Raw genomic sequence first — 24,442 nt, 5'->3', positions numbered from 1 at the left:
TTTGACACCACAAGGCCTGCTCAAATAACGTACTCGGCACAGGTTTGTAAATTGGTAATACCAATTATCCAAAAACAGAATCCAACAACAAGACCCTGGAGAACATAATGTCGTCCGGATTGCTCGCCCTATTGGCGTTTACGCCCATTCTCCTGGCTGGAGTGCTGCTGATTGGCATGCGTTGGCCCGCCCGCCATGCCATGCCCGTGGTATTTCTGGTCACCGCGCTGATCGGCTACGGCGCCTGGGATATGACCCTGAACCGTATCCTCGCCTCCACCCTGCAAGGGCTGGTGATTACGATTGGCCTGCTGTGGATAATCTTCGGCGCGATATTGCTGCTGAACACCCTGAAACATTCCGGTGCCATCACCACGATTCGGGCTGGCTTTACCAACATCACCCCGGATCGCCGTATTCAGGCCATCATCATTGTCTGGCTGTTCGGCAGCTTTATTGAAGGTGCGTCTGGCTTCGGTACACCGGCGGCCATCGCCGCGCCCTTGCTGGTTGCGGTGGGCTTTCCTGCCATGGCCGCGGTCATGCTGGGCATGATGGTGCAGAGCACGCCGGTATCCTTTGGTGCCGTGGGCACCCCGATTGTGGTGGGGGTGACAACGGGGCTGGATCGGGCCAGCATTACCGAGCGACTGGAAGCCCTGGGCTCCAACTGGGATACCTACCTGCAGCTGATCACCTCGGAAGTGGCCATCACCCACGCCATTGTCGGTGTCGTTATGCCGGTACTGATGGTGACGATGATGACCCGCTTCTTCGGCAAGAACAAAAGCTGGAAAGAGGGGCTGGAGGTCCTGCCATTTGCGTTGTTTGCCGGCATCGCGTTTGTTGTGCCCTACGCCCTGACCGGGGTGATTCTGGGGCCCGAGTTCCCGTCTCTGCTGGGTGGCCTGATTGGTCTGGCGATTGTGACCACTGCCGCCAAAAAAGGCTTCCTGATTCCGAAGCGGACCTGGGATTTTGCCGACAGCAAAGACTGGCCCAGTGAGTGGCTGGGCAGCATTGAGATGAAACTGGAAGACATCGCCGCCAAACCGATGAGCGGTTTCCGGGCGTGGGTACCCTACGTGCTGGTCGGCGTGGTACTGGTTCTGAGCCGCACCGTTGAACCGATCAAGCAAGCTTTCACCAGCGTTGGCGTGTCGTTCTCCAACATCCTGGGAGAAGCAGGTATTAATGCCGGGATCCAGCCACTTTACCTGCCGGGCGGTATTCTGGTGATGGTAGTGCTGGCAACTTTCTTCATCCACCGGATGAACCTGAAAGCGCTGAATTCGGCGGTGAAAGAATCCGGTGGCGTGCTGCTGAGTGCCGGTTTCGTGCTGCTGTTCACCGTGCCTATGGTGCGGATACTGATCAACTCCGGCGTTAACCTGTCGGACCTGCCGAGCATGCCGCTGGCCATGGCCACCTGGGCTGCCGATGCGGTTGGCGGCATTTACCCGTTGCTGGCCCCCACGGTGGGTGCGCTCGGTGCGTTCCTGGCCGGTTCCAACACGGTCTCCAACATGATGTTCAGCCAGTTCCAGTTTGGCGTTGCCGAGAGCCTTGGTTTGTCCACCGCACTGATGGTGGCGGTGCAGGCCGTGGGTGCTGCGGCAGGCAATATGGTGGCCATCCATAACGTGGTGGCAGCATCTGCTACGGTCGGGTTGCTGGGCCGTGAAGGTCAGACACTGCGCAAGACGGTGTGGCCGACCCTATACTACCTGGTGATGACCGGTTCGATTGCGCTGCTGGCCGCCTACGGCCTGGGGCTGACGGACCCGTTACTGAACTGAAAACACTGGGATAACCACAACGGGTGGCCGGCTGCCGGCCGGACCGCCCGGAGGCAATGACTGATGAGTGAGCTGTTTTACGACGCCGCCCCCAATGCTACCCGCGTGGCTCCAGAGCGCTCCAGGCCACGAACGTATCCGGCCAAGCCGGCCGAGGTCATTTTGTTCGGCACCTGCGTGGTGGATTTGTTCTTTCCCGAGGCCGGGCTGGATGCTATCCGCCTGCTGGAACGGGAAGGCATTCGCGTGCATTTTCCACACGAGCAATCCTGCTGCGGTCAGCCTGCCTGGACCTCCGGCTACGTGAACGAGGCCCGGGAGGTGGCGCGGGCACAGCTCAATCTACTCGACAACGGCTTGCCGGTGGTGGTGCCGTCCGGATCCTGTGCCGGTATGTTCCGACAGCATTACCGGGAAGTCTTTGCAGAAGAACCAGATACCCTTAAACGTGTGGAAGATCTGGCTGAACGAACGTTCGAGCTGACCGAGTTTCTGCTGCATGTATGCAAGGTGGACTGGCAGGATCTCGGCCAGCCCACACAGATTGCCTTGCACACCTCCTGTTCCGCCCGCAGGGAAATGAACACCCACCTGCATGCGCGGGAGTTGCTGGGCAAGCTGGCGAATGTCGAGCGGCTGGACCACGATCATGAAAGCGAATGCTGCGGCTTTGGTGGCACCTTCTCTGTGCGCATGCCGGAAGTGTCCGGGGCCATGGTGCTCGATAAAACCCGTTCGTTGCGGGAATCCGGTGCAGCGGAAATGGTAACCGCTGATGGCGGCTGCCTGCTCAACATCAACGGCTCCCTGGAAAAACAGAAACAGACGTTCCGGGGCCGGCATCTGGCCAGCTTTCTGTGGGAGCGGGTGAGTGGAGAGGTGAAATCATGAGCCAGCGAATACCGGTTAAAGAACTCACCGACAGCTTCCGTGGCCGAGCGGTGGGCGCCCTGGCTGACGACCAGCTGCGCACCAACTTCCGCGTCGCCATGGACTCGCTGATGAAAAAGCGGGCCGATGCTTTTCCGGACGAGGAAGAGCGTGAAGGACTGCGGGAACTCGGCAACCATATCAAGGCCCGGGCGCTGTCCCGGTTGCCGGATTTGCTTGAGCAGCTGGAATCGAAGCTGACCGATAACGGTGTCAAGGTTCACTGGGCCGAGACTACCGAGGAGGCCAACCGGATTGTCCACTCCATCATTGAGGCGAAGCAGGGCTCTCAGGTGGTGAAGGGTAAATCCATGGTCAGCGAAGAAATGGAAATGAACGACTACCTGGCTGAACGCCACATCGAGTGCCTGGAGTCGGACATGGGTGAGTACATCGTCCAGCTGGATGGCGAAAAGCCCTCCCACATCATCATGCCGGCGATTCACAAGAACCGCTTTCAGGTCTCCAGACTGTTCCACGACAAATTGGGCGTGGATGAGACCGAGGATGTGAACGAACTGATCCAGATTGGTCGCCGCACCCTGCGCCAGAAATTCCTTGAAGCGGATGTTGGGGTCTCCGGCGTCAACTTCGCCATTGCCGAAACCGGCACCTTGCTGCTGGTGGAGAACGAAGGCAATGGCCGCATGAGCACCACGGCGCCGCCAGTGCACATTGCCGTCACCGGCATCGAAAAAGTGGTAGAGAACCTGCGGGACGTGGTGCCCCTGTTGTCGCTGCTGACCCGTTCCGCGTTGGGTCAGCCGATCACTACTTACGTGAACATGATTTCCGGCCCGCGCAAGGCGGATGAGCTGGATGGTCCGGAAGAAGTGCATCTGGTTCTGCTGGACAATGGCCGCAGTGGTGCTTTCGCCGATGCCCAGCTGCGCCAGACATTAAACTGTATCCGCTGCGGTGCGTGCATGAACCACTGCCCGGTCTATACCCGTGTGGGTGGCCACACCTACGGTGAGGTTTATCCGGGGCCGATCGGCAAGATTATTACGCCGCACATGGTCGGGTTGCACAAGGTACCGGACCACCCCAGCGCGTCTTCATTGTGTGGCGCCTGTGGTGAGGTGTGTCCGGTGAAGATTCCGATCCCGGAAATGCTGCAGCGCTTGCGCCAGGAAAACGTGAAGAACCCCGCCGAACAGCCGAAAGTGAAAGATGGCGGCGCCAAGTATTCCCGCAAGGAGCGGGCAATCTGGCGCTTCTGGGCCAGGCTGAATACGGCGCCGGTGTTTTACCGCCTGTTCCTGTGGGGCGCGACCCGTTTTGGCAAACTTGCACCGAAAAACGTCGGCCCCTGGACCGAGAACCACTCGGCGCCGGTACCGGCCCGGCGGTCTTTGCATGATCTGGCCAAAGCCCATTTGAATCAGGGAGACCGGTGATGAGTGCCCGCAGCAATATTCTCAACAAGCTCCGTGCCGGTCTGGCCGGCACCACGCCCCGGCCGGACGATTTCGATGAGGGTCTGGTAACCCGCCCCTGGCAGTATGCGCCGGAGGACCGGATTACTCGCCTGCGTTCTCTGATGGAAGCGGTGCACACCGAAATCCACCAGCTGACGACCGAGGAGTGGCCCTCAAAGGTTCAGGAATTGCTGGAGAGCCGCGGCCTGAAGAATGTGCTTTATGCCCCGGGTACCGGGCACGGCAAGCAGCTGGCGGAGCACTGGCAGCGTGCGGAGCCCAGACCGGAGCTGTTGGTCTATGACCGTCCGATTGAGGAATGGAAGGAGGAGCTGTTCTGGCAGGTGGATGCCAGCGTGACGGGCACGGTGGGCGGGATTGCTGCCACCGGTTCACTGGTACTGTGGCCGGATCGTCACGAGCCGCGGCTGATGAGTCTTCTGCCGCCGTTGCATATCGCGTTGCTCAAGGCCAGTGAGGTGGAAGACAACCTGTATGGGATGATGCAGAAGCACAACTGGTCCGCGGGTCTGCCCACGAACCTGTTGCTGGTATCTGGTCCGTCCAAGACGGCGGACATCGAGCAGGTGCTTGCCTATGGGGCCCATGGCCCCAAGGAGCTGGTGGTCCTCATCCTTGAGGACGGCTGATCAGAGTTCCTTGATCGCGCTGGTGGTGGCTTGCAGGACTTCCTTGGCGTCGCCCTTCACCATCAGGCTGTTGTCGCGAATGAACAGACCGTTGGGAATGCCGGCGAAGCCAGCGGACAGGCTGCGCTTGACCACCACCACGGTTTTCGCCTTGTGCACATCGAGGATCGGCATGCCAAAAATGGGCGAGTTCGGGTCTTCGGCGGCGGCCGGGTTTACCACGTCGTTGGCGCCGAGCACGATGGCTACATCCGCCTGCGGCAGTTCCGGGTTAATGGCGTCCATGTCTTTCAACTGGTCATAAGGGATTTCAGCTTCGGCCAGCAGCACGTTCATGTGCCCTGGCATCCGGCCTGCCACCGGATGAATCGCGTAACTGACCTTGGCACCACGGCCCTCAAGCTGGTTGGCGAGTTCTTTCACCGCATGCTGGGCTTGAGCCACCGCCAGGCCGTATCCGGGCACCATGACCACCTTGCGGGCACCATCCAGCAACAGGGCCAGATCGTCAGGGGTGGCGTATTTCACCTTGCCATCGTAGAACTCCCCTTCATCCTGCTGGCTCGCCGTACTGTCTGATCCGCCCAGTACACCGCCGAACAGAACGTTGGGCAGGGACCGGTTCATGGCCTTGCACATGATGGCGGTCAGAATCAGGCCGGAGGCACCCACCAGGGAACCGGTAATGATCAACCCCTGGTTGCCCAGCACGAACCCGGTGGCCGCACCCGCCAGGCCGGAATAGGCGTTAAGCAGGGCGACGACGACCGGCATGTCGGCACCACCGATAGGCTGGACCAGTCCAATGCCAAGTAGCAGGCAGAGCCCTACGAGGGCCGCGAGGGCCAGCGGGCTGGTGCTGCCGCTGGTGGCAAACAGCACCGCTCCGGTCACGGCGGCAATCAGAGTAACCAGCGTGACACTGTGCCACAGGCGATTGTTCCGGCTGTCGCCAATATTCCCCTTGAGTTTCAGAACGGCTACGACCGACCCGGTCAGGGTCACTGAGCCGATGACGATGGAGGCCAGAATAGCGGCGGTCCAGCCACTACTTCCGGCACCGGTGGCGTTAACCGCATGCATCCAGGTACTGGCGGCCACCGCAACGGAGGCGCCCCCGCCGATACCGTTCAGGCTCGCCACCAGTTCCGGCATTTCCGTGGTTGCGGTCCGTTTTGCGAGCCAGACGCCGATCGAGCCGCCCAGCAGCATACCAGCGATGATGGCCGCGTAGCTGATGATTTCCTGGTGCAACAGGGCGGCGACGACCGCAATCAGCATCCCGATGGCGGCCAGCTGGTTGCCACGTACCGCTGTTTTTGGGCGGGTCATGCCCTTGATGCCGAGAATGAAGCAGACAGCAGCTGCAAGGTAAGACAGATTGATCAATGCAAACATGGTTATCCCTTCCGCTTGAACATATTCAGCATGCGATCCGTCACCAGAAAGCCAGCTACGATATTGATGCTGGCCAGGGTGACAGCGATAAAGCCCAGAACGCCGGCGACATTAGGCGACAGCTCTGTGCTGCCCGCACTGATGATCGCGCCGACGATTACGATGCCGGAGATGGCATTGGTGCCGCTCATCAATGGGGTATGAAGGGTGGGCGGAACCTTGTTGATCAGTTCTACCCCGACGAACAATGCCAGAATGAAAATGGTAAAGCTGAGTGCAAACAGTTCCATCAGTCCGTGTCCTTTTGGGTTGAAGTTTGCGGAGTGTCTCGAGTCTCGGCGTTGTGGCGGACGCTGCCGTGCTGGACCACCAGTGTGGCCGCAACAATCTCGTCCTCCAGCTTGGGTACCACACGACCGTCTTCGGTCATGTTGAGCAAAAAGGCGGTAATGTTGCGGGTGAGCAGCTGGGACGCGTGCACCGGTACGCGGGAGGGGTGGTTGGCATGGCCGACCAGGGTAACGCCGTCCACATCCACCTTCTGGTTCAGAACGGTGCCTTCCACGTTACCTCCTTTGTCGGCCGCCAGATCCACGATGACCGAGCCGCTCTTCATTCGGTGAATCATTTCCTGGTCAATCAGTTTGGGAGCCGGTTTTCCGGGTACCGCCGCCGTGGTGATTACCAGGTCGGCGCGGGCGACGCAGTCTGCCAGTTGCTGTCTTTGGGCGGTGTAGAACGCTTCGCTCTGCGCTTTGGCATAACCGCTGTCTCCGGTGGTATCGGATGCAGGCACTTCGATTTCAATGAAATCGGCGCCCAGGCTCTCCACCTGCTCTTTCACCTCAGGGCGAAGGTCGTAGGCCTCGACCACTGCGCCCAGACGGCGGGCGGTGGCAATGGCCATCAGACCTGCAACACCGGCGCCAATAACCAGTACCCGGGCCGGATGAATGGTGCCGGCGGCGGTCATCAGCATGGGGAAGTAACGGGGCAGGGCCATGGCGCCGCTGAGGACGGCGCGGTACCCGCTGATGCCCGCCATGGCACTCAACACGTCCATGGACTGGGCCCGGGTGGTTCTGGGCACCAGGTCCAGGGCAAATGCCTGCACGTTTTGCCCGGCCAGTTGTTCCAGCAGCGGCTGGTTGAACCAGGGATCGAGCAGGCAGATCAGGGTGGCGTCTTGCTGAATCAGTCGCGCTTCCTCTGATGAGGGCGCCCGAACCTTGAGGATGACTGTGGCCTGACGATACAGAGCGTCGGCATTGTCGGCGATGATGGCCCCGGCGTGGCGATAGTCGTCATCGGTGAAATGGGCGGCACTGCCAGCACCACTCTCGACCACCACCTCGTAGCCGGCCTCCAGCAGGGTGGAAACTCCGGATGGGATAATGGCCACACGGTTTTCACCGTCTTGTCGTTCTCTGGGAATCCCTATCATCATGCGTACAGGCTCCGTTCAGTTTGAGTTTGTTCTGCCCCGGTGTTCAGTCCCAGGGTGTTAAGGGTGTAGCGGCGGACATCGGCTAGCAGTTGGCGGTTGGCCTGAAGCGATTGACCGTAGCTCGGAATCAGCGATTGCAGGGTTTGCAGCGGTTGGCCCTGAATCAGTTCCGGGAAACAACGTTCTATAACCTCCAGCATTGCGGAGACGCAGGTGGAGGCGCCCGGTGAAGCGCCCAGCAGGGCTGCCAGGGATCGGTCCTCAGTGCTCAAAACCTCGGTGCCGAATTCCAGACTGCCCCGGCCCGAGGCCGTTGGCTTGATAACCTGAACACGCTGCCCGGCCCGCACCAATTGCCACTGAGCCGGATCCGGGTCCTCCATAAAGCGCGCCAGTTCGCCGAGGCGGGCCGATTTGGGGCTGAGAGCTTCTTTGATCAGGTATCGGGTCAGCGGCCAGTTGTGCACGCCAACGTCGATCAGCGGCCGCAGGTTGTGGCTGCGAACTGAGCGGATCAGGTCCGATCGATCGCCGCTTTTGAGGAAGCGGGTGGTAAAGCCAGCGAAGGGGCCGAAGAGCAGCGCCGCCTTGCCATTGATAAACCGGGTGTCCAGGTGGGGCACCGACATGGGTGGGGCGCCAACCGGTGCCTGGCTATAGACCTTGGCGTTGTGTGACAGGGCCATGTCTTCGTTATCGCAGGCCAGCCACAGGCCGGATACCGGGAACCCCCCGTAGCCGCGAATTTCCGGAATACCGGTCTTCTGCAGCAATGACAGGGCCGCTCCGCCCGCGCCAATGAACAGAAAACGGCTGGTAATGCTGCGTTTCTCGCCGCTGCCCAGGTGATGCAGGCTCACGCGCCAGCCGCCGGCTTCGCGCTTGATATCGGTTACCTGGCACTGGAGCTGAATATCACAGGCGTGCTGGGCCAGGGAGCGCCCCAGCAGGCGCGTCAGTGCGCCAAAATTGACGTCACTGCCGTGGGCGACGCGGGTAGCTGCGACCGGCTCAAAGGCTTGCCGGGTACCGTGGATAAGCGGGAGCCAGCGAGCGAGGGTGTCTGGCTGATCGCTGAACTCCATCTCCTGAAACAGCGGTTGGCCCTCGAGGGCTCTGTGGCGGGTTTTCAGAAATTCACAGGCCCTGGCACCCTCAACCCAGCTCAGATGTGGCACCCGGCGAATGAAGTTGGCCGGTGCGGGCAGGAGCCCCTTCTCAACCAGGCTGCTCCAGTACTGAAGTGAGAGCTCGAAGCGCTCGTTGATGGCGAGCGCCCGCTCTACGGAAACGCTGCCATCGGGGTTGGCGGGGGTGTAGTTGAGTTCGCAATAACCGGCGTGACCGGTGCCGGCGTTGTTCCAGGCGTCCGAGCTTTCTCCGGCCAGCTCCTGACCCTGTTCGACCAGGGTGATCGACCGGGAGCTGTCCAGTTGCTGAATCAGAGAGGCCAGCGTGACGCTCATAACGCCGCCGCCAATCAGAAGAATATCGGTATCGAAGCCCGCCATGGGTATGCCCCTTTCAGTAGCAAACGAACAAAGGGGGCATACTTTAGTCTAAGGCGGTTGCCGCAAGAATCGTATTTACTGAGGCAAATACATCGAAAAAATCGATCTATTTAGTGCCGAAGCCGCGACCATTCAGGAATGCTTTTATGTGCGGGCGCAGTTTTGAGGTAAACAGTGGCTTCAGCTGTTCGGACCAGGTGGTGTCCTTGTTGCTGCTGCTTCTGGCCTGGTAATACTGATTCATGGTCTGGTCGAAACGGGTCACCAGTGCGGTGTCATCGGCATCGGTGTAGGCGTCTTCTTTCAGAATCGCGGAAAGTGGCAGCCGGGGCTTAACTTCCGGGTTCTGATCGGGGTAGCCGAGGCACATGCCAAATACCGGGTAGACATGTTCCGGCAGTTTCAGAATCTCGCTCACGTCCTGCGGGTTGTTACGAATACCTCCGATGTAACACAGTCCCAGTCCCTCGGATTCCGCGGCAATGGCGACATTCTGTGCCATCAGGGCGGTGTCGATGGTGGCAACCAGCAGTTGCTCGGTCATACCTCGTATCACCTCGGCACCGGCCCGCTCAGCGGCTTCGGTCGCCCGTTTCATATCGGCACAGAAGACCAGGAAGTCGGAACTGTTGGCGACATAGGGTTGGCCGCCGGCCAGTTCGGCGATCTTACGGCGGTTCTCCGGGTTGACCACATGGATGATGGAGTAGGCCTGAACGTGATTGGAGGTGGCGGCACTCTGGCCGGCACGAATCAGCTCTTCGAACAACTCCCGTGGGATCTGCTGGTCCTTGAACTTGCGGATAGAGCGGTGGGATTTCAGAAGTTCAATGGTCGGATTCATAGCCTCTAGCCTGTCTCTAAGAAAGAAAACAGACGATAGCTTGCTCATCAGCAACCGCACAAGCGGACAAAGGTGGGTAGTTGTCCGGATAGTATGACCAACCTCAACAAAAAAGGCGCGCCGGGAAAGCGCGCCTTCGAGGGTGAATGCAGAGCCCGTGACTTACGGGATCATGTCCACGGGCTTGGGCGTATTGACGGTGCTTGGTGGCAGTACCGGATAGGTTACTTCCGGAACATTGCCGGTCAGGGTCTTGAGGAAGGCGACAATGGATTTCACTTCATCATCGTTCAGCTCGGTGCCCAGCTGGGCCGTACCCATCACCGCAACGGCTTCTTCCAGGCTCCAGACGGCGCCAGAGTGGAAATAGGGCGCGGTCAGCTCGATGTTACGCAGCGGAGAGGCGCGGAACACATACTCGTCAGACGCGGTTTCGGTGACAGAGAAGCGGCCTTTATCGCCCTCTGGCAGGATCTCGGCACCCGGCTTGGCAACCAGCCCGAATGGATGGTAGCTCTGACCGCCGAGGTTCACACCGCTGTGGCAGGCGGTACAGCCGCGGTCCATGAACAGCGCCAGACCTTCTTTCTCACTCTCGTTCAGCGCGGAGGTGTCGCCGCGCAGATATTTGTCGAAAGGTGCTTCCGGGGTGATCAGTGTTGCTTCATAGGCTTCAATGGCAACAGCCATATTGTCGAAGGTGACTGGATTTTCCTGGCCCGGGAATGCGTCCTCAAAGCGCTCGATGTACTCCGGCATACTCTTCAGGGTAGCCACCACCCGGTCCGGCGTACTGCTCATCTCGACACCCGCCTGTACAGGCCCTTTGGCCTGTTCGGCCAGGTCGGCGGCACGGCCATCCCAGAACTGGGCTGCGTTAAATACGGCGTTGAACACAGTCGGCGAGTTCCGTGGACCCTTCTGCCAGCCATGGCCGATAGAGGTAGGGAGCTCGTCATCACCGCCCAGTCCCACGTTGTGGCAGGTGTTGCAGCTGATCAGATGGCTGGAAGACAGGCGCGGTTCAAAGAACAGCATCTTGCCCAGTTCAACCTTGGCCTGAGTGAGTTCATTGCCATCAATCACCGGTGGGTATTTGGGAATGGGCTCGAACATGCTGTTGGCCCGCTCCATCAGGTTGTCCGCCATGGCGGAGCCTGCTGCCACGCCCAGGCTCAGGGTGAGTGCTTTTGCCAGTGGATGCTTGATCATGTCGCTTTCTCCTTTGAGAACAACTTGGTATCCATCTGGTTCCAACGTAACAGAGTGGCAGCGCGGTTCATCGCAAAAACGCGAGAGTTGGTTCTGAGCTTGACGTTCATCAAGTTTGATTCCGGTCTGCAATTTCTGGATCTTTCTGCGGCATTTCGTCGCGCAGAAAAGCCGTGCTCTCCCGTTTTCATTTAGGTTATAAAGTTATACTCAGAAGAAATTTAAAAGTAGGCAGGAGTACGCGTTATGAAACCGATTGTTGTGTCTGTGCTTTTCTTTTTGACGGTTGCCATGTCAGCCCAAGCGGAAGATGCACTGTCTGTGACTCCGGAGCAGACCTGGGACGCGGTTCAGGAGCAAGGTGACCATCTGCTGTTCATTGATGTCCGGGATCCGGTGGAAATCATGTTCATCGGCTTTACCGATGCGGTGGACCGAAACATTCCGTTCCAGCTGGTGGATCGTACGCGCTGGAACGATGAGAAAGGTGTCTTCGCCATGGATATCAACGAGGATTTTGTTGCCCAGGTTGATGCCGCGCTGAAGGAAAAGGGACTGACGCGGGATTCCCTGATCATCACCATGTGCCGCTCCGGTTCCGCCCGCGGCAAGCCCAGTGCTGATTACCTTCTGGAACGTGGCTTTACCAACGTGAAGTACATCGACAACGGCTTCCAGGGCAGTACTGTGAAGGACGGCGAAAAGAAAGGATTCCGTGTGCAAAACGGCTGGCAGAATTCTGGCCTGCCCTGGTCGACCAAGGCCAACCCCGAGAAAATCTATCGTTTCCCGGCATCAGGGACCTGACCAACACGGCTGTCAGCCTGGAGCGGCCACTCCGCTCCAGGACAGAAATTCAATCACTTCAGTCAAAAAGTAAAAACCCTCGTCTTGCGATCCAGCATCTGGTTCGCCATCGACGGTGGGGTTGCAACGCCGACACCCTCCATCAAATCTTCTTTGCTGTGTTCGCTGTTGGGCAGGTACAGCGCACACACATTCACCGTACCACCGGCTTTCATCAAACCGCGCAACATCTGGCCCGGGGTGACGTTTTTCGGTGCCAGGGGCTTGGCCTCATAAGTTTTCAGGGCCAGGGCGCCGGCTTCGTCGCATAGAAGCACATTCACCTTGGCACCTTTCTGGGCCATGGTGTTGGACAGCACCATCGCCATACCCTGGGTTTGCGGGGAGTCGCTGGAAAGAATCACCAGAACCTCGTCTACGGTGTTTTCTTTACTGCCGTTGTTCGCCTTTTGATTCTCCGCAACGGCTGTCAGTGGAGCCGCGAACAACAGCGACAGTACAAAAGTCTTGATGGCATTCGTCATTGGGTCACTCCTGAGTTTTGATGGTTCACATGCCAATCCTAGACGCGGGGCTATTGGAGCTTCAGTGACAATGTCACTGTTCTGTCTGTCACCGGGCTCTTCTCCACCCTGCGCGCTATGAGACAGGAAGACCTTGCGCGGCGATATATTCCTTTATGATATAACGATATATCTAAAATGGTGTTAGGATTTGATATGTATCAAGATGAAATGCCGTGCAAATAAACACAAGAGGGTAGAGGCATGAACAGCAGAACAGAACCGGCGGGGGCCGATCGGCACCACAGCGTTGTTATCGTTGGTGGCGGCGCTGCCGGTATCTCGGTGGCGTCCAGCCTGCACAAACGGGACCGCCGTCTGGATATCGCGATCCTGGAACCATCCGCGACCCATCACTATCAACCAGGCTGGACCATGGTCGGTGGCGGCGTTTTTCAGCCGGAGGTTACCTCCCGGCCCATGTCACAGGTGATGCCGGGTTTTGTCTCCTGGTATCAGCAGGCGGTTTCGGGCGTAATGCCGGAGCAGAATCAGGTAAGGCTGGCGGACGGTTCGAGTATTTCCTATCAGACACTGGTGCTGGCGCCGGGGCTGGAGCTGAACTGGTCTGCCATTGATGGCCTGGAATCGGCGCTTGGGTCCAATGGTGTGACGTCCAACTACCGTCAAGGTATGGCGCAATACACCTGGCAAACGGTACAGGCCCTGAAAAAGGGAAGGGCCCTGTTCAGCCAGCCACCCATGCCCATCAAATGTGCCGGGGCGCCGCAGAAAGCGATGTATCTGTCTTCCGACCATTGGCGCAGAAACGGAGTTCTTGGCCAGCTCGATATTCAATTTCATAATGCCGGAGCGGTTCTGTTCGGTGTACCGGCTTATGTCCCGGCACTTCAGGAATACATCGATAAATACGGTATTCAGGTCAACTTTCAGAGCAATCTGGTGGCGGTCAACGGCCCCGCCCGCAAAGCCACGTTCCGGCTTACGGACGCTGAAGGTAACAGCCAGGATCGGGAACTGGATTTTGATATGCTGCACGCGGTGCCGCCCCAGCGAGCGCCCGGTTTCATCCGCGAGTCCGTTCTGGCCAATGACGGTGGCTGGCTGAATCTGGCGGACGATACGCTCCAACACAAAACCTTTGCCAATATATTCGGACTTGGCGACGTGAGCGGCACCGGTAATGCCAAAACTGCCGCTGCCGTTCGAAAGCAGGCGCCGGTCGTGGCGGAAAACCTTATTGCAAGTTTACGGAATCAGCCCCTGCCTGCGGCTTACCTCGGATACGGCTCCTGCCCGCTGACGGTAGAGAACGGCCGCATCGTGCTGGCGGAATTTGGCTATAACGGTGTGCTTCAGCCCAGTTTCCCGCAGTGGGTGAACGATGGCACCAAAGCCACCCGCGCTGCCTGGTGGCTCAAGGCCAAGCAGCTGCCCACTTTGTACTGGCACGGTATGCTCAAAGGGCGTGAGTGGTTGGCGAAGCCTGAAGTCCGGGAGGGCTAGGCGCTTACAGTGCCCAGCTGAATGACAGCGTGCCAAAGCTGAAGTTATCCTGGTTACGCTGTTCTTCCCCCGTCGTGGCCCGCAAAATCAGCGCCGCTTGCAGGTTGTCCCACTGCCAGGTGCCGCCCAGGCCTAACTGGCCGAGCAGGGGGCCTTCACTGAACCGGTAGGGCCCGGAATTGTCCTCAAGATAAGAATAGGCAATGTATTCCGCCCCCAGGCCTATGAATACTGACCAGGCGCTTTTCGCGTCACTGAAAGAGCCGGGTAGCGCGATGGCAGAGGAGCTGCCGGCGTAATCCGGTATAAAATTGGCCGGAAGGTTTCTGCCCATCCGCCAGATCACGCCAACGGTCGCGGAGGTTCGAAAACTGGACAGCAGGCCGGAGCCTACCGCTGAAAACTGTTGTTCAAGGTCGCCGCGTTGCCCCGCTTGCAACAGTTTGCGCCCGTGGGCCGCCTGAAATCCGCCAACCACGTCGGTCCCTAGCTGGTTGTCCCATCCTTTGGGGCGTTCGCTCCCGGTGATTTTGTGTACCCATTTCTGGCTGGCTTCGGCGCCGCTTTCAGGACCAACCACGCCAATGTGAGCGCCGTACCCCGTAATACTGTCAGCACTCCAGCTCCAGAGGGTGCTGCTCAGGGAGAGATGACCGGCGTAGGGGATATCATTGAATTGAGGCTCTTCCTGGCTAATGTCTGCCGGTGTCACCATGAGTTGACGCAGACTGACACTCATTGCATGGTTGTTGTCGGCGTCGCCGACGCCGGGCAGAAATGACAGACTATCTCTGCCCGCCCTTGCAAGTCGGGCTGAGCCTCCGCCGGAGTCTTCGGCTGTATTGGTAAGGTAAGACAGGCGCACGCCATTGGTGTAGCCCCGGTCGCTGCCAGTGAATAGATCGTTGTCCCAGGCAAGGTTGAACTGTTCCGCATTGGCGGAAGCGGGTGCTAGCACGAGTAAGAGGCTAATGCGGGCAAAAAGAGCTCGGATGGGCACTGGGAATGGACTCCGTGAGGGTAGGATGCAAAGTATCTTAGCAGAATCCTGCTACGGTTTTATGGCGCAAACAGATCCATACCCGCGCTAATCAGGAGTCAATATGCACGTTAAAACCAATACCACGGGCTATGCCGATGCGCTGATCTGCGAAGCTGAGGGTCTGGAATCTCTTCGGGACGGGTTGCAACAGGCAGGGGTTGAAGCACTCCGTATTCCGGAAGTTATGGAGGTGAACCAGCACCGACTTACCCTCAGGCGGATTGACTCAGCACCGCCCGACGACAAGTGCCTCACTGCGTTGGGGGAGGGGCTGGCGCAGTTGCACCTGCTGGCTCGGGATCAATATGGCTGGCGCCGCGACAACTTCATTGGCCTGGCACCTCAACCCAATACGCTGACAGATTCCTGGGGCCGGTTTTTTCTGGAGCAGCGGCTGAAGTATCAGGTCAGCCGGATCTCAGATGCCGGGGTGCGAGCCAGGTTCGAGCGCACCCTGGAAACCTGTGGTGCCCGCCTGGCCAACTGGCTGGATCAGCATTGCGAACATCCGAGCCTGCTGCACGGCGATCTGTGGAACGGCAACGTGATGTTTGACCGTAATGGCCCCTGGCTGATTGACCCGGCGGTGTATCAGGGCGACCGGGAGGCGGACCTTGCCATGACCGAGATGTTTGGCGGTTTCGGCGCGGCGTTCTATCGTGCCTACGATCGCGTATACCCGCGCACTGAGGTCTACGCCACCAAGCGTGAAATCTATAACCTGTACCACTACCTCAACCACTACAACCTGTTCGGTGGTGGGTATCTGGGTGGTTGCGAGCGTGGCCTGTCGGCCTTGGCGGCGCTACCAGCCTCGTAAGCAGAAGCTGGTAACGCCGGCATCACACTCAGCTCCTGGCGGGTTTGCGTTCCCACACGGTCACTTCAGACAGCGTGTGCTGGAACTTGTGCTCGGTCTCGCGGATCACGAAGGGCACTTTCCGGGGCTCGCCCACCATCCTGAAGTGCTCTCCCAGGCACTCTCGAATGCCGTCTAGCGTTCGGTGATTTTCGCCATCCTTCTTGAAACCGCCAAGCCATTCCTCTTTCGGGGTGTGTTCTTCAAGCCAGGTATACGGGGAGGCAATAATCAGCAGCCCGCCTTCGTTAATGCGATCGTGGATGCACTCCAGGAAACGACGTGGCCGGTACAGGCGGTCGATCAGATTGGCGGCCAATACCAGGTCATAACCGGAATACTGGGGCTTCAGGTTGCAGGCATCGCCCTGATAGAACGCCACCTTGGCGGCGGTATCTTCGAGATCCAGTTCTTTCAGGGTGCGGGTGTGGTAGCTGACCAGTTCGCCTTCTTCGGTCAGTGAATAACGGATGGCGCCCTGCTCGGCCATCTCCACCCCCAGACGTATGAAGTTGGCAGAGAAATCGACACCTTCAACCTCGTCAAACTGGCGCGCCAGCTCAAAACTTGCCCGGCCACAGGCACAGCCCAGATCCAGCGCTTTCCCGGTCTTTTTGCCGGCCATAGCGTCCAGGGCCAGTGCCGCCATGGTTTTCGGGAAATTGGCGACGCCAAACCAGCTGTCGCCGTAATGGAACTCGGCGTATTCAGTGAGTAGCCGGTCGCTCTCGTAGTAGGCGTTGGGTTGAACAGCCTGGGCCTCGGAGGTGATGTAGCGGAAGCCTGCATGCTGGAAGAAATGCCGACGGAAGGCATAACGGGAGGCCAGCCTTGCTTCGTTGCCACAGGAAATCCAGGAGCCGCCTTTGATCAGATTGTGCTGGCCGTCGAACGTGGGTGTGGTGAAGTCGTCGTACAGTGGATGCACTTTGAAGTTGTCGAACGGATAGGTGGGCGTTTCGGTCCACTGCCAGACGTTGTCAACCACATCGAACCACTGGCCGTGGCGAAAGCGCGTTACCGGACACGACGATGCACCATGGTCCAGGTGGAGGTTGGCGTTGGCCGGGGATTCACCCACTTCCCGGACGCCGGCTTCGTCACAGAGGCGATACCACTCGTCTTCCGTGGGCAGGCGGATGGGTTTGCCGGTTTGCTCACGTTTCCACTCACAGAACGCCTTGGCCTCGTGATAGTTGACCTCAACCGGCCAGTCCCAGGGCATCTCCACCTCTTCAGTCATCAGGCGCAGTTGCCAGCCATTCTGCCAGCGCCAGAAGGTGGGGTGTTTAGCTGCGGCAAAGCTTCGCCAGGCCAGGCCCTCCTCGCTCCAGTATTCGTCTTGTTGATAGCCGCCGGCCTCGACAAATTCCAGAAATTCCTGGTTGCTCGCCAGGTACTGGCTGGCCTTGAACTCGGCGACGTCGGCCTGATGCTCGCCGTACTCATTGTCCCAGCCGTAAAAGGCATCGTCGTAGGGTTTTCCAATGTGTACCTTGCCAGCGGGAACGGTGAGCAACTCGTTTTCCGGTGCCTCGCCGGTTTCCCGGATGGGCGCCCATTCCGGTTGCGGTTGAACGCGTTCCAGCGCGTGCTGGCGGATGAGCACCGAGGAAGTCTCAAGGTGAATACGCTCATGTTCGATGCCCATCACGATGGGCCACCAGTTACTGTCCCAGTCAATTGGCAGCGAGAGTGGCATGGTTTCGATCAACTCCAGCACGGTCTGGCGCACCTGTGCCCGGTAGTCCAGCACTTCCTGGACAGCGGGCCAGTCGTAGTGATCGTCGTTCAGGTCGTCCCAGCTCATTTCATCCACACCCACCGCGAAGATGGATTCCATGTTGGGGTTGATGCGTTCTTTCAGGATCTTGGCCAGCACCAGTTTGTTCACAAAAAAGGTGGCGGTGTGGCCAAGGTAGAAAATGAGCGGATGCCGGAGCGGGATAGATTTCTGGTAATAGCCGGAGTCATCAGCCAGGCAATCGAACAGGCGCGTGTAGGTGTCGAAGGTGTCTGTGAAATAACGCGCGATTTCCTGGCGTTTGGTGTCCGGGGCTCCCTCGGCCAGATTGGGCGTGCGGGTTAAACCGATGGCATGTTGGCGTTCGAGAATTGCAGTCGGGTTGGAGAACTCCATGGCTGAACCGATCCTTTCAGTGAATGATGTCCTACGGGATTACGTTCCACCATAGGTAACCGGTTCAGCGACTGGCAAGTAAAGGCCGGAATTAATCCGGGGGACTCAGACGCGGTTCAGCTCATAAACCGCCATATTGACCGCGGAGGCCAGGTTCAGCGACTCGATAGCGGCCGCACCGGGGATGGTGTAGGCGTGGGCACCCAGTTCAGTCAGGACTTGCTTCGGCACGCCGCGGGCCTCATTGCCAAACAGGTAGCAGTCCTGGGCCTGGAATTCGGGCGTGGTAATGGCGTCGCCGCCGATGTCCAGGCAGGCGATGCGGGCGTATCGTTGGCCCAGCGTGTTCAGGTCAACCTCGGTTTCCAGCGGTACATGGAATATGGCGCCCATGCTGGCGCGCACCACCTTCGGATTGAATGGATCGACGCTGCCAGGGCTTAGCAGGCACCGGAAACCACCGAACCAGGCCAGCGTGCGCAGGATGGTGCCCAGATTGCCGGGATCCTGCACCTCGTGGAGGTAGATGGCTTTTTCCTTGGGAGCGGTTTGGCCGCTGGCAGCCGCTGGCAGTGGCACCACCGCAAGGATGCCCTGAGGCGTTCTGGTATCGGATAGCTGGGCCATCTGCCGGTCGCTGATGACGTGCGTGGGCCAGGGGCTGGGCCAGTGCTCGTGGGCGCTGGTTACGTACAGTTGGGCGTTGCGCCAGTGGGGCACCTGCTTCGCCGCTTTTTCCAGCTCCAGTACCAGATGCTCGCCTTCCACCAGAAACTGTCCGAACGATTGGCGGTATTTCTTTTGATGCAGCTTTTTGATGTCGTCCAGTTTCACGGCTTGCTTTCCATGGTGCCTGGCACGGCCGGGGCCGGGCGATGACGGTTTGAATGAGGCATGTGTTCAGTCGCTATTGTACGGGTGCGTGGCTGGCTTGTCAGGAAGTGGCTGGTTTTTGCGGCGTCACTGGCGGCGGCGTACAATGCCGTTTTTCCCGCAGTGAACAGAAGGCAGGCGATGGCACGCTCGAAAAGCAGTAACCGATGGCTCGAAGAGCACGTAAACGACCCCTTTGTAAAACAGGCGCAACAGGATGGCTATCGTTCCCGTGCCAGCTACAAACTGCTGGAAATCAACAATAAGGATCGGCTGATCAAGCCCACGGACCTGGTCGTGGACCTGGGTTCGGCCCCGGGCGGCTGGTCTCAGGTGGCGGCGAAACTGGTGGGCCACAAGGGCCGCGTGGTGGCGTCTGACATTTTACCGATGGATCCGATTGCCGGCGTCGAATTCATCCAGGGCGACTTCACCGAACAGGAGGTCTTCGACCAGATCATGGCGATACTGGACGGGGCCCGTGCCGACGTCGTGATCTCGGATATGGCCCCCAACATCAGTGGCGTAAACGCCGCAGACCAGGCGGCCTCCATGTATCTGGTGGAACTGGCCCTGGATATGGCCTGCCAGGTGCTCAAACCCAAAGGCAGTTTTGTTGCCAAGGTGTTCCATGGTGAAGGCTATGATGAGTATGTGAAAACCGTGCGCGAGTCCTTCGATAAGGTGGTGGTTCGCAAGCCGGATTCGTCCCGGGCCAGGTCCCGGGAGGTGTATCTGGTGGCCAAGGGTTTCAAGGGCTGAAGAGCGCAAGCCGGTTCAGGCAGCGTCGGGGAGTCCCACAGCTTTGCTCGCTCGACGTAGCCAGAAGGTGTGCCTATAATGCGCGCCTTCCGCAGGAGAGTGGGCCGGCTGGCCCCGCCGAAGGCGCAAACTCCCATAAACGCTCAGGCACAGGTACTGCGGGCATTCGATAACGCCGTCTGGAGAGAGACTGTCGACACAGTCCACCGAAGGGGCAAGCGGAGCCGGGCTCTGTAAACTCTCAGGTATCAGGGACAGGGGGAGAGGCCACAGAAACGCAGGAGACCTGTGTGCTGACCTCTATCTATATGATTGCCATTACCGCGGAAGCCATGTCCGGGGCGCTGGCCGCCGGGCGCAGGAACATGGATCTGTTCGGCGTGGCCCTGATAGCCTTCCTGACCGCCCTAGGTGGCGGCACCGTTCGGGACATCCTGCTGGGTAACTTTCCCGTGACCTGGACCCAGCACCCTCGCTACATCTACATGACCATCACCGGTGGCCTGATCACTATCGCCATTGCCCGCTTCATGCGCCACCTGCACCAGCTGTTTCTGGTACTGGACGCCATCGGGCTGGTGGCCTTCACCGTGATTGGCTGCAATGTCGCCCTGAAACTGGGTTACGACACCATCGTGGTGGTGATGTCGGGCATTACCACCGGCATATTCGGCGGCATCCTCCGCGACATCCTCTGTAACCGCACGCCGCAGGTTCTGCGTCACGAACTCTATGCCAGTGTCTCTCTGGTGGTGGCATTGCTTTATCTGGAGCTGCTGAACCAGGGCCTGAGCGAGAACATCACGTTACTGGCTGCCTTCAGTGTTGGCCTGCTCTTGCGCATGGCTGCCATCCGCTGGCAGTTGTCGCTGCCGGTGTTCAGCTATTCGCAGGCGCGCTGGGAATAGGTTTCTGTGTAAAAAACTGGAGTATCCCTAACTAAATAGATGCGGACACGACCGCCGGGATGATTCGCCGCGATATCGACTTTCTCATGGCATCTGGCCAGAATCCGAGCCAAACTGTCTTTAACTGGCGAGGCAGAGTCGGGCAAACGACGGCCTTGCCCGATTAATCAGTCCAACGAGGACCGAATGAGAGTAGTCCTGTTTATCATCACGGCATTCTGGTTCTTCCCGGTTTCCTCCCAAACCCTTCAGATTATGGGTTCGGACGAGGGCTTCCTGCCGTTTTATTATGGCAAAGGTCTCAGCGAGGGAGTTTTGGTCGAGGTGATCAAAGACTTCTCCATGGAGACTGGTATCGAAGCCGACTTCCGCCCGATGGCCCGCAAACGCCAGATCTGGGCCCTGCAACGAGGACTCGCCAACGCGGTTTTCGCCAGCCCGCACTGGATGCCTTTGCCGGACCAAATGCACGCTGTAGGGCCGGTGTTAACCTGGCGCGACCGGGTGTTCGCGCAGCCTGGCATGCCAACGGATTCCTTCGATGATATCTCGGGAAGCATCTGTCTTCGTAGATGGTTTGTATACAGTGACCAGCTCGAGCGGCGGATAGGGACTCAGCTGGTGCGCCATGACGGATACAACACACAGCAGATGCTGCTAATGTTTTTGCGCAAACGTTGCGATTACATCGTCATGAACGAAACGGAGTTCCGGTTTCTGACAATGATGGGGGGCATTGATCCGGAGCGTTACAGCACGGAACTGATAGACTCAGAATGGCCGGTCTATCTTGGGATACTCAAAACCGAGAAAGCTCTCATTGAGGCGGCGGAAGATTTTTTCGCTACCTACTCGATTGACGTAGAGGCCATGTTACCTGAACTGCCGCGGCCGGATCGCTGAAGAGGTTGGCTGGCAAATGTCCATTCGCCAGGCATTCACGCTTTTTGTCAAACGTCGTACCCGAATGTCCGCTTAGCGACCGTAGCTTGTGTTTGTACCTCTGCCAATCGCTGGGGCGCCCACTCCATAGTTATGCTGCTTGAGTTCGACACGTTCTTTTAGCCCGGAAGCCAGCCGTAATTCCCGATGGTGTCAGTACTACCTAGCAAAAAGGTGGGCACTCTTCAGCACCAACGGCCGGCTAAACTATGAGCTCAAGAACACAGCAAGATATCGTCATCAAGCTAATGCGTATGTCGTGTCCTCATAACGACATTGATTAGCCCAAGGGTCGGAAGACGTTATCGAAGAGAGCTTGGCTAAGCTGATGCAAGTGAATCCGGATCTTCTGGTTGGGACGTCGATGGGAAGATGGCTGGCGGGCATTCTGTGAGCCGAAGCCGGTATTCCGGTTGTCGCCATCAATCCTGTGACGGATTCTGCCCACACTTTCACGTCCTGGATAGGCCCGGATGTCGATCATCAGGGTAGGCCTATCAACTGACAGACGAAGTGGTTTCTGGCTACTATTCTTTCACCCGCTGGGGCAGCGGGCTGTTGCTGCTGGATCAGGGGGATGAACTGCTTCCGTGGAATGACACCGTCGGGGCGCTTGGGGATTATTTTCCGGTTTATAGCTTTGAGGGTGGCAGCCACCGGGTTGAGCATATGGAAGAAGCGTTGAAGCTGATTTGGGAATATGTGAAGGATTGAAACCGAAAACCAGGACTGTATGAACGGATAGACCGAACCATGAATTATGACACTCTCAAGCAGTGCCACCGCGATGAGCGAGGCGGCTGCCCCGCCAATCTCAGCCTGCGGGTTCATCGGTCTATGAACTGGCTGCAGCGAGCAGGGCAACTTGAAGACCCCTGGATTGGAGCGGGCAAATAAGTTCCTTTGCTTGTGAGCGACTCTGACAGGTCGATTTGCAATTAATAAAAGCAAGAAGGCCTGAGGTCGTTCAGGCCTTCTTGATATCTCAGAAGAGTAATTCCGGCAACCAGGTTGCGATCTCCGGGAAGATCATGATCAGGATGATCCCAACAATTTCTACCAGCACAAACGGTATGATCGACTTGTAGATATCGCTCATCGTGACCGACGGAGGCACTACACCTTTCAGGTAGAACAGGTTGAAACCAAACGGTGGTGTCTTGTAACCAATCTCCATGTTGATCACGAACAGAATACCGAACCAGATTGGGTCAAAGCCTAAGGCAGTAATAATCGGGATAAACACCGGCAGAGTGATCATCATGATGCCGACAGGATCCAGAACCATCCCCAGAAAGAAGATGATGATCATCATGGCAATGACGGTTCCCCAGGCTCCGCCTGGAATCATGGCCATGATGCTTTCTATCAGAGCCTGGGCGCCCATGCTCTGATAGGCGGAGCTGAATGCGTGGGCCGAAAACAAAATCCACATCGTTAGGCCGGTCAGCTTGAGTGTACGGATCGCGGCTTCATTCAGTACCGACCATTTGAACTCGCCGTAGACCGCTGCTGAAATCAGCGCACCGAGGACACCTATGGCTGCGGCTTCTGTCGGTGTGGTGAGCCCGCCCATGATGGAGCCCAGTACCATTCCCACCACGCTGATCGGCAGGAGAACAGAGCGCAGGGCGCGGAACTTTTCAGGCCAGGATGCCCGGTCTTCTTTAGGAAGCGCTGGTGCCAGGTCTGGCTGCAGGGCGCAGCGGACAACAATATAGAGGGTGGTGAGTACCATCAGCATAATGCCGGGCATAACACCTGCAGCAAACATCTTGCCTACGGATACACCCGTAATCAGGGCATACAGAATCATCAGGATACTTGGCGGAATCAGAACACCCCAGCCGCCACCGGTATTGATAACCCCGAGTGCCATCTGCTTGTCGTAACCCCGGGAGAGCATGGAGGGGAGTGCGATCGCACCCATAGCGACCACTGCCGCACCGCTGATGCCCACCATGGCTGCAAATACCGCACAAATACCCAGAGTACCGATGGCCAGGCCGCCCCGGAGGCCGCCGAACCAGAGATACATCATGCGGTACAAGTCTCGCGCAACACCTGTGCGTTCAAGAATCATTGCCATGAATACAAACAGTGGTATGGCCACCAATGTAAAGCTTTCCATGGTGCCCCAGATCTGGGAAACCACCATGTAGAAGGAGTCAAAGCCCCAGGTGAAATAAAGAAAAACAACAGACACACCACCCAGCACAAATGCCAGTGGCAGGCCAAGCAACAGGAAAAACAGCAGCGAACCAAAGAAAAGAAGCGTCATGACTTCAATGCTCATTATGCTTCTCCTTCTTCAGAATGGCTTTTCCGCTCGGCGGGGTCGTAATAGCTCAGGTTAAATGCGATGGCGATATCCTCCAGCAACCTCACAATGCCTTGCAGCAGCATCAAAACAGAGGCAACAAAGATGGCTCCCTTGGCTGGCCAGATAGGCGGGTTCCAGGCAGAAAAGGAGGTTTCCCGGCTTTCGAACGACTCAGAGGCCATGTCAAAGCTGAACCAGACCAGCGCCAGCATGAAAATGAAAAACAGAATAGAGGTGAAAATGTCGACAAAGCCCTGGGCCCTCAGCTTAAGCGTCGAGTGCAGCAGATCGACATTCACGTGCCCGCGGTGGGCCATGATGTATCCGCCAGACATTACTGCGTATACACCGAACAGCAGCTGTGTCAGTTCATTTGTCCACACCGAAGGTGAATTGAAAAAATAGCGCAGAGCTACTTCAAGTATCAGAAAGACAAACATGGGAAAGACGATCAGGGCTATACATCGGCCAACGTACTCGTTGAGCCTGGTGACGCCTTTCATGAATGCGCTGACTACGCTCATGGCACTCTCCGGGGGACTTG

Annotated in this window: 24 protein-coding genes and 2 riboswitches; of the genes, 12 read left to right on the top strand and 12 right to left on the bottom strand. The window is 58.1% G+C overall.

Annotated features, from left to right (window positions below):
- Positions 1-107 precede the first annotated feature (107 nt).
- The 4 genes from QPL98_RS16060 (at position 108) to QPL98_RS16045 (ending at position 4,800) form a co-directional block, all read left to right on the top strand.
- The gene (locus QPL98_RS16060; RefSeq protein WP_153739844.1) at positions 108-1,799 is read left to right on the top strand and encodes an L-lactate permease; all 1,692 of its coding nucleotides are present in this window, start codon (positions 108-110) and stop codon (positions 1,797-1,799) included.
- Positions 1,800-1,862: 63 nt separating this feature from the next.
- The gene (locus tag QPL98_RS16055; RefSeq protein WP_153739845.1) at positions 1,863-2,690 is read left to right on the top strand and encodes a (Fe-S)-binding protein; all 828 of its coding nucleotides are present in this window, start codon (positions 1,863-1,865) and stop codon (positions 2,688-2,690) included.
- Positions 2,687-4,129 (top strand): LutB/LldF family L-lactate oxidation iron-sulfur protein, encoded by a 1,443-nt coding sequence (locus QPL98_RS16050; RefSeq protein WP_153739846.1) that lies wholly within the window; start codon positions 2,687-2,689, stop codon positions 4,127-4,129. Before QPL98_RS16055 ends, QPL98_RS16050 begins: the two co-directional genes overlap by 4 nt.
- On the top strand, positions 4,129-4,800 hold the full coding sequence (locus QPL98_RS16045) for a lactate utilization protein C (protein ID WP_113879531.1): 672 nt from the start codon (positions 4,129-4,131) through the stop codon (positions 4,798-4,800). Before QPL98_RS16050 ends, QPL98_RS16045 begins: the two co-directional genes overlap by 1 nt.
- Here QPL98_RS16045 and QPL98_RS16040 read toward each other — a convergent pair whose 3' ends face one another.
- The 6 genes from QPL98_RS16040 to QPL98_RS16015 form a co-directional block, all read right to left on the bottom strand.
- A complete protein-coding gene (locus QPL98_RS16040; protein ID WP_153739847.1) occupies positions 4,801-6,198 on the bottom strand; it encodes an NAD(P)(+) transhydrogenase (Re/Si-specific) subunit beta in 1,398 nt (465 codons plus the stop codon).
- 2 nt (positions 6,199-6,200) lie between these two features.
- Positions 6,201-6,488 carry an NAD(P) transhydrogenase subunit alpha gene (locus tag QPL98_RS16035; RefSeq protein ID WP_011783921.1) on the bottom strand — a complete coding sequence of 96 codons (288 nt, stop codon included), beginning with the start codon at positions 6,486-6,488 and terminating at the stop codon, positions 6,201-6,203.
- Positions 6,488-7,645 carry a Re/Si-specific NAD(P)(+) transhydrogenase subunit alpha gene (locus QPL98_RS16030; protein WP_113879529.1) on the bottom strand — a complete coding sequence of 386 codons (1,158 nt, stop codon included), beginning with the start codon at positions 7,643-7,645 and terminating at the stop codon, positions 6,488-6,490. Before QPL98_RS16030 ends, QPL98_RS16035 begins: the two co-directional genes overlap by 1 nt.
- Positions 7,642-9,156 carry a malate dehydrogenase (quinone) gene (mqo, locus tag QPL98_RS16025; RefSeq protein WP_199453683.1) on the bottom strand — a complete coding sequence of 505 codons (1,515 nt, stop codon included), beginning with the start codon at positions 9,154-9,156 and terminating at the stop codon, positions 7,642-7,644. Before mqo ends, QPL98_RS16030 begins: the two co-directional genes overlap by 4 nt.
- A 106-nt stretch (positions 9,157-9,262) precedes the next feature.
- Positions 9,263-10,000 carry an oxygen-insensitive NADPH nitroreductase gene (gene nfsA, locus QPL98_RS16020; RefSeq protein ID WP_153739849.1) on the bottom strand — a complete coding sequence of 246 codons (738 nt, stop codon included), beginning with the start codon at positions 9,998-10,000 and terminating at the stop codon, positions 9,263-9,265.
- Positions 10,001-10,162: 162 nt separating this feature from the next.
- A complete protein-coding gene (locus tag QPL98_RS16015) occupies positions 10,163-11,212 on the bottom strand; it encodes a cytochrome-c peroxidase (protein ID WP_153739850.1) in 1,050 nt (349 codons plus the stop codon).
- 246 nt (positions 11,213-11,458) lie between these two features.
- Here QPL98_RS16015 and QPL98_RS16010 point away from each other — a divergent pair, with 246 nt between their 5' ends.
- Positions 11,459-12,019 (top strand): rhodanese-like domain-containing protein, encoded by a 561-nt coding sequence (locus QPL98_RS16010; protein ID WP_153739851.1) that lies wholly within the window; start codon positions 11,459-11,461, stop codon positions 12,017-12,019.
- Between the two features lie 62 nt (positions 12,020-12,081).
- Here the strand turns inward: QPL98_RS16010 and QPL98_RS16005 are convergent, their stop codons facing one another.
- Positions 12,082-12,543, bottom strand: a complete 462-nt coding sequence (locus QPL98_RS16005; RefSeq protein ID WP_153739852.1) for a hypothetical protein — start codon at positions 12,541-12,543, stop codon at positions 12,082-12,084.
- 243 nt (positions 12,544-12,786) lie between these two features.
- Between QPL98_RS16005 and QPL98_RS16000 the strand changes: the two genes are divergently transcribed.
- On the top strand, positions 12,787-14,049 hold the full coding sequence (locus QPL98_RS16000) for an FAD/NAD(P)-binding oxidoreductase (RefSeq protein WP_303293609.1): 1,263 nt from the start codon (positions 12,787-12,789) through the stop codon (positions 14,047-14,049).
- A 4-nt stretch (positions 14,050-14,053) separates the two neighbouring features.
- Here QPL98_RS16000 and QPL98_RS15995 read toward each other — a convergent pair whose 3' ends face one another.
- Positions 14,054-15,049 (bottom strand): lipid A deacylase LpxR family protein, encoded by a 996-nt coding sequence (locus tag QPL98_RS15995; protein WP_303293608.1) that lies wholly within the window; start codon positions 15,047-15,049, stop codon positions 14,054-14,056.
- 103 nt (positions 15,050-15,152) lie between these two features.
- Here QPL98_RS15995 and QPL98_RS15990 point away from each other — a divergent pair, with 103 nt between their 5' ends.
- On the top strand, positions 15,153-15,911 hold the full coding sequence (locus QPL98_RS15990) for a fructosamine kinase family protein (RefSeq protein WP_199453689.1): 759 nt from the start codon (positions 15,153-15,155) through the stop codon (positions 15,909-15,911).
- 28 nt (positions 15,912-15,939) lie between these two features.
- Here QPL98_RS15990 and ovoA read toward each other — a convergent pair whose 3' ends face one another.
- Positions 15,940-18,090 carry a 5-histidylcysteine sulfoxide synthase gene (gene ovoA / locus QPL98_RS15985; RefSeq protein ID WP_303293607.1) on the bottom strand — a complete coding sequence of 717 codons (2,151 nt, stop codon included), beginning with the start codon at positions 18,088-18,090 and terminating at the stop codon, positions 15,940-15,942.
- Between the two features lie 105 nt (positions 18,091-18,195).
- Positions 18,196-18,924, bottom strand: coding sequence for an RNA methyltransferase (locus tag QPL98_RS15980; RefSeq protein ID WP_303293606.1), 729 nt, complete (start codon positions 18,922-18,924; stop codon positions 18,196-18,198).
- A gap of 180 nt (positions 18,925-19,104) precedes the next feature.
- On the opposite strand from QPL98_RS15980, the gene rlmE reads away from it, so the two are divergent.
- From rlmE to QPL98_RS15955, 5 genes are all read left to right on the top strand, one after another.
- Positions 19,105-19,725 (top strand): 23S rRNA (uridine(2552)-2'-O)-methyltransferase RlmE, encoded by a 621-nt coding sequence (rlmE, locus tag QPL98_RS15975; protein WP_199453695.1) that lies wholly within the window; start codon positions 19,105-19,107, stop codon positions 19,723-19,725.
- Positions 19,726-19,807: 82 nt separating this feature from the next.
- Positions 19,808-19,894: riboswitch (glycine riboswitch) on the top strand.
- Positions 19,895-19,993, top strand: a riboswitch (glycine riboswitch).
- Positions 19,994-20,033: 40 nt separating this feature from the next.
- Positions 20,034-20,633 (top strand): trimeric intracellular cation channel family protein, encoded by a 600-nt coding sequence (locus QPL98_RS15970; protein WP_206769654.1) that lies wholly within the window; start codon positions 20,034-20,036, stop codon positions 20,631-20,633.
- A gap of 186 nt (positions 20,634-20,819) precedes the next feature.
- On the top strand, positions 20,820-21,536 hold the full coding sequence (locus QPL98_RS15965; protein WP_199453699.1) for an ABC transporter substrate-binding protein: 717 nt from the start codon (positions 20,820-20,822) through the stop codon (positions 21,534-21,536).
- A gap of 597 nt (positions 21,537-22,133) precedes the next feature.
- Positions 22,134-22,289: a hypothetical protein gene (locus QPL98_RS15960; RefSeq protein ID WP_199453701.1), complete on the top strand. Its 156-nt coding sequence runs from the start codon at positions 22,134-22,136 to the stop codon at positions 22,287-22,289.
- A 39-nt stretch (positions 22,290-22,328) separates the two neighbouring features.
- Entirely contained in the window at positions 22,329-22,472 is a 144-nt protein-coding gene (locus tag QPL98_RS15955) for a hypothetical protein (protein ID WP_156509988.1), read from the top strand.
- 88 nt (positions 22,473-22,560) lie between these two features.
- Here the strand turns inward: QPL98_RS15955 and QPL98_RS15950 are convergent, their stop codons facing one another.
- Together QPL98_RS15950 and QPL98_RS15945 are read right to left on the bottom strand one after the other, a co-directional pair.
- Positions 22,561-23,871, bottom strand: a complete 1,311-nt coding sequence (locus QPL98_RS15950) for a TRAP transporter large permease subunit (RefSeq protein ID WP_199453703.1) — start codon at positions 23,869-23,871, stop codon at positions 22,561-22,563.
- On the bottom strand, positions 23,871-24,422 hold the full coding sequence (locus QPL98_RS15945; RefSeq protein ID WP_023008944.1) for a TRAP transporter small permease subunit: 552 nt from the start codon (positions 24,420-24,422) through the stop codon (positions 23,871-23,873). The genes QPL98_RS15950 and QPL98_RS15945 overlap by 1 nt, the downstream gene beginning before the upstream one ends.
- Positions 24,423-24,442: the final 20 nt, after the last annotated feature.

Source organism: Marinobacter sp. ST-43 (assembly GCF_030541085.1).
Classification (GTDB): Bacteria; Pseudomonadota; Gammaproteobacteria; order Pseudomonadales; family Oleiphilaceae; genus Marinobacter; species Marinobacter nauticus.
This window is presented reverse-complemented; position numbering and strand designations above follow the sequence as displayed.